6 protein-coding genes are annotated in these 5365 nt (G+C 68.6%); 1 reads left to right on the top strand and 5 read right to left on the bottom strand.

The features are described 5' to 3' along the window. Nucleotides 1-302: 4-hydroxyphenylacetate 3-hydroxylase N-terminal domain-containing protein (locus VGH85_04060; GenBank protein HEY2172967.1), on the bottom strand; the 302-nt coding region annotated here is incomplete at its 3' end. A 126-nt stretch (nt 303-428) separates the two neighbouring features. Between VGH85_04060 and VGH85_04055 the strand changes: the two genes are divergently transcribed. Then, nucleotides 429-1136 (top strand): GntR family transcriptional regulator, encoded by a 708-nt coding sequence (locus VGH85_04055; protein ID HEY2172966.1) that lies wholly within the window; start codon nt 429-431, stop codon nt 1134-1136. On the opposite strand, the gene VGH85_04050 is transcribed toward VGH85_04055, so the two are convergent. From VGH85_04050 to VGH85_04035, 4 genes are all read right to left on the bottom strand, one after another. Beyond that, a complete protein-coding gene (locus VGH85_04050; GenBank protein HEY2172965.1) occupies nt 1114-2088 on the bottom strand; it encodes a hypothetical protein in 975 nt (324 codons plus the stop codon). The genes VGH85_04055 and VGH85_04050 overlap by 23 nt on opposite strands. 26 nt (nt 2089-2114) lie before the next feature. Then, nucleotides 2115-2654: a cupin domain-containing protein gene (locus VGH85_04045; protein HEY2172964.1), complete on the bottom strand. Its 540-nt coding sequence runs from the start codon at nt 2652-2654 to the stop codon at nt 2115-2117. A gap of 192 nt (nt 2655-2846) precedes the next feature. Further along, a complete protein-coding gene (locus VGH85_04040) occupies nt 2847-3596 on the bottom strand; it encodes an SDR family oxidoreductase (protein ID HEY2172963.1) in 750 nt (249 codons plus the stop codon). A 118-nt stretch (nt 3597-3714) separates the two neighbouring features. Then, a complete protein-coding gene (locus VGH85_04035; protein ID HEY2172962.1) occupies nt 3715-5232 on the bottom strand; it encodes a GMC oxidoreductase in 1518 nt (505 codons plus the stop codon). Nucleotides 5233-5365 lie beyond the last annotated feature (133 nt).

The following is a 5365-nucleotide window of genomic DNA, read 5'->3' as shown; positions in this document are numbered from 1 at the left end:
CGACCCATCAACCCCAGCGTCGCCTCCGACCACACCCGGAACGCCTCGCGGCGCCCGACCAGGTCGTCGTAGGACGTCGGTGCCACGAACGACGTCCCGACCGGCCCGTTCGGCCCGGGTCGGGTCAACACGTCGGCGTAGGCGGGGTCGTGTTGCATGTCGTAGAGCCGGGCGATCTGCTGGATCGGGGCTCGGAACGCGGGATGAGCGGTCACGTCCTCCACTCGCTCGCCCCGCAGCCACACCTCTCGCGGCGTCTTCTGCAACCGCTCCAGATACTGCACTCCAGACCGCACAGTCATGATCTATCCCTCACGCTGGCATGCTAGCCTGCTACTAGCACATTAAGTGGCTTAGGGACGACGCGCAAGAGAGGAGACCAGTTGCCTAACCCTCGATTGCGGGCCACGTCGGGATACATTTCCCCGGTGGTTTCAGAAGGACGTACCGGTGATCTGCCTGTGGGGCACAGCAGGCGACGCGCGCGCAGCACAATGCGCCTCGGTGAGCTGGCACACCAGGAGATCAAGGACCGGTTGCTGGACGGTGTGTACACAGCTGGCCAGAAGCTGTCGGTTGAGGAGCTGAGCCGCGAGTTGGAGGTCAGCAAACAACCCGTCATGGAGGCGCTGCGCCTACTGTCCGCGGACGGGCTGGTCACCATCATTCCGCAGGTCGGCTGTCGAGTGGCCACCTACGATGCCCAGGAGGTCAGGGACTTCTTCGCCCTGTTCGCAAGCATGGAGGGCGCGGTCGCCGAGCTCGCGGCGAGCCGGCGGACGGACTCGGATCTTCGCGCGCTCGACGAGATCTCGGCCCGGATCGGCGTACTCGTGGACGAGGAGGACCCGGCTGAGCGGGCGCATGCCTACCGGATCCGCAACCGCGAGTTCCACGCCCAGATCCACGCAATGGCGGACTCCGCCATCATCGCGGACCTGAGCCAGCGGATGTGGGACCGTAGCGACTTCCTGATCAACACCGCCGAGCTGGCCTATCCGTTGCACAGCGTCGCCAGCCGGCACCACGACCATGAGAACATCCGGCGCGCCCTGCACGCCCGCGACGGCGAGCTGGCCCGCAGGACCATGGAGGACCACGTCCTGGGCAACATCACGTCGACCACCGAGACATGAGGCCAGCGGCCTCGCGGTCGGCCGGCGCGATGCTGGAGGCCACGCCCATGCCGGTGATCCAGGCGGGCACGGGCTCGTAAACCATCCAGGTCAGCGGGCCGCCCCAGGCCGCCGTCGCCGCCGCCCAGGTGCGCACCTCCATGGCCCCGGGGCCGGCGGCACCCGCCACGTCCTCCTCGTCCAGCCGTCCGAGCACTCCCGGGTCACGTTCGATGCGTCTCAGTAGCGTCCGGTCCCAGTCGGCGTTGACCTGGCCGGTCGACTCGCCCTCGGCGAGCTGTATGGCGCGCTCCTGCCTGCTCGGTTCGACCTCGACCATCCGGGGACGGCCATGGATCAGGAACTCCCGCCACTCGGGCGCGATCTCGGGGTCCTCCGCCGAGATGGAAGTGGGCCAGTGCGACAACCCACCGGACCCGATGACCAGCACCCGCGCGGAGCCGGCCGCGCCCTCGACCGCTCGACCGACCGCGTGCCCGAAGTCGAAGCACCGCCGGAAGCTCGGCAACGGCGGACAACCGGAGTTGACGATGACCGGGACCAGCGGCACGTCGAGCGCGGGGAACAGCTTCGAATAGACCTGCGCCAGGCCGTGATCGATGCCCAGGTCGAGCGAAACCGCCGGGTCGAAGCCCTGATCCGTGACGCCCTCGAAGATCTCCCGCGCGAGCGGGGCGGCCAGCGGAAGCTCCCCGCTCGGCGTCCCGTAGTCGCCCACCCCGCTGACCCGCTCGACCCCGATGCAGAAGGGCGGCATGCAGTCGTAGAACAAGTTGCGCGCATGGTCCGGTCCGAACACCACGACGGCGTCGGGCGCGAGCTCGGCGGCGGCCTCGCGGAGTCGTTCGACCGATGCACTGAACAGCCCGCCGGGCGCGTCGGGTGTGCGGGCCGGCGTTATGTTCCAGAACGGCGAGTGGGAGAGGTTCATGCAGCCGACGACGGTGGCCATCGTGGTTCCTTTCCGGCCGGACGCGGTCAGGCGGTGCCGCTGACGGTGCCGCTGATCAGTACGAAGGCGACGAGACACGGTTGCTCGGAGCGGTTGGACCAGAAGTGGTTGGTCCCCCGTTGGATCAGCACGTCACCGGCCGCCATCTCGCGCTCATCGGCGTCCATGACCGACCAGATGGAGCCGCGCAGCACGATTGCGTAGTCGAGCGACGCCGTGCTGTGGAACATCCGGGAGCGCACTCCCCCGCCGTCGTCCCACTGGCTGTCCGGGGGGAACTCGACGATGCGGAACACCGATCCGGCGCTCGGCGGGGAGATCACGGCCGAGCCGCCGAGCCCGTCGTCGGCGGGACCGGCGTTGTCGACCGGGACCTGCTCGTGGCGCCAGAAGTCGGTCATGGCGAAGGTGGGTGTGTCGGCGATGACCTGGACGTGCCGGCACAACTCGTCCGACACGATGGTCGAGCGCCCCTGCTCGTCGAGACCGGTGACGAGGCGACGAAACTGCTGTACCGACGCCGCGACTTCGATCCGCTCTTCGGACAGCGGGATGTTCTCGGGCATGGCTGCGTACTCCTGCGGTGGCGGGTGGGTTAGGGCGTGTCTGGTGGATCTATGCCGAGCGAGCGGTGATCCAGATGTCGGCTCGCAAGGCGGAGGAGTCGCCGATCCCGGGGTTGGATCGGCGGCGACGACAACGCCGCGAGGCGGCATCTGGGCGCCGCGCAGCCGGCTGGAGATTCCACCAGCCACGCCCTAAGGGAGCAGGGAAAGGCCGCCGTCGGCGACCACGACCTGGCCGGTCACGTACGTCGAGCGCATCAGGCCGACGACCAGCTCGGCGATCTCCTCCGGAAGGCCGGTCCGGCGCAGCGGTGCCTTCTCCGCGATCTGATCGCGGAACGCGACCCAGTCCCGCGTCCATCGGGTCTCGATGAAACCCGGGGCCACCGCGTTGACCCGGATCTCCGGCCCGAGCGCGCCACCGAGGAGCTTGCACATGTGGTGCACCGCGGCCTTGCTGACCGCGTAGGGAATGCTGCTGCCACCGACGTCGACGCCGGCCAGCGCGCCGACCACAACGATGTTGGCGTTCCCGCTCTTGCGCAGCAACGGCTCGGCGGCTTGCACGAAATGCCACGGCCCGAGCACGTTGAGGCGCAGGATGCCCGCCCAGACGTCGTCGGTGACGGCGTGGATGTCCGGGTGCGGGATCCGCGCCGTCTTACCCGCGGCGTATACGACCGCGTCGAGGCGGCCGTGCTCGGCCTCGACCCTCGCCACCACCTCGGCCGGAGCGCCCGGTTCAGCGAGGTCGGCCTGGATGAAGGAGCCACCGTCGAGCTCCGCCGCCACCGCGTTGCCCTCGTCGATGCTCTTCGAGCTGACGACGACGACCTGGTAGCCCTCCTGATCCAGTCGCCGCGAGACCGACGCCCCGATTCCTGTCGAACCGCCGGCCACGATGGCGACCCGCCGGTCAGTCAGCCGCGTTGCTGATGCCATGCGTCAACATCTCCTTTGCGCGAGAGCCCCAGGCTCCGTCGTCACTAACATGCTAGAAGGTTAGTCATCCGTCAAGCTATGACTGGTCCGGCCCGGCCGAGGCCGGCGCCCGACGGGATCAGCGAGCGAGCGTGTTCCGGTAGATGTGCTCGGCCACCATGATCGTGGTCAGATTCGTCGGGACGGAGGGCACTTCGGGGATGATCGAGGCGTCGATCACCCGCAGGTTGCCGACGCCGCGGACAGCGCCGTCGCCGTCGACCACCGCCCATTCGTCACTGTCCCCGCCCATCGGAGCGGTGGACGTAGCGTGTTGAAAGCAGCCGACCTGCTCCTCGATGACGCGCTGCAGCTCCGCGTCGTCCCGGATCTGATCGCCAGGCACCAGCTCGCCGCCGGTGACCGCGGCGAAGGCCTTGGCCCGGCCAATCTCGCGGCTGAGCTTGAGGCCTTCCAACATCCGGCTACGGTCGCGCGCCGTGCCCAGCAGGTTGTTCTCGATGACGGGCCGGTCCCTCGGATCAGCGCTGCGCAGCCGCAACGTACCGCGCGACTCGGGCCGTACCAGGGAGACAGCCAGCGCGACCGCCGCGCCGGCCGAGCTGGCCGCCGGAGGATGCGCGGCCGCGACCAACAAGTCGAGCTCCCCACGAGCGGCCTGACTGGAGGCCGTCCGCAGGACCGCGCCGGCGGGCGGAGACATCGAGTCCGCCTCAGCCACGAGGGAGTAGACGCTGGTGTAGATGGGCTGGTCCTGGAGGCGTTGCCCGACCGGGAGGTCGGCCACGACCTCGATTGCCAGGTCGGCCAGGTCGCGCGCGGGGCCGATCCCGGACCGAAGCAGAATGGACGCGCTGCCGTAGGAGCTCGCCGACAAGATGACCTGCCCGCCCTGGTACACGAGCCCATCGGCCGTGCGGACACCAGTGGCGTTCAGTCCGCTGAACAGGACCCGGTCGACCTCGGTCCGGCCATGGATGGTCAGGTTGGGGCGACGGCGCACATCCTCGGTCAGGTAGGCGATCCCCGTGTTGTGACGGACTCCCGCGACAACGTTGAGCGGGACCGTCGCCACACCGTCCTGCCGGTCGCCGTTCGGGTCATCGATACGGCGGTAACCCTGCTGCTCCGCCGCGTCGATGAACGCCCGAACGGACGGGGTGAGCTCGCCATAGCTCCGCTGGCGGATCGGGAACGGCCCGGACCGGCCGTGCAACCGGTCGTCCCCATCATCGGTGTTCTCCAGACCCCGGAACGTCTCCAGCACATCGACCCACGACCAGCCCGACACGCCGCGTGCGGCCCAGGCGGCGAAGTCGCTGGGCCGCGCCCGCAAAGCCACCCCCATGTTGATGGCCGAGCTGCCGCCCAGGACCTTGCCCCGGGGCGCGAGAATCTCGCGGTCGAGTGCCCCTGCCTGCCCCAGTCGGGCCACGAAACCCCAGTCATGCTCCTCGTCACCGCCAAGCCGTTCCGCATCGACCAAGACATCGGGATACTCGCCGAGTCCGTACGCCGGCCCGGCCTCGAGCAGCAGGACGGTACGACTCAGATCCTCCGACAACCTCGCCGCCAGGACAGCACCGGCGGACCCACCGCCGACAATCACGACATCGAACCGGTTGTTGCTGGTCATCGCGCCACCTTCCGGCCTCTCCTGGTCAGGCTTTTGTCACGAGGAGGGGAAGCAGCACCTCGTCGATCATCTCGGTAATATCCTTTGTCGTCAGATTCCGAGTTTCGAGCAATATCCGCTTGATGATCAGTGC

The sequence above is a fragment of the Mycobacteriales bacterium genome (assembly GCA_036497565.1).
Classification (GTDB): Bacteria; Actinomycetota; Actinomycetes; order Mycobacteriales; family QHCD01; genus DASXJE01.
Note: the sequence above shows the minus strand (reverse complement) of the source record. Positions and strands in the feature narration are given on the sequence as shown.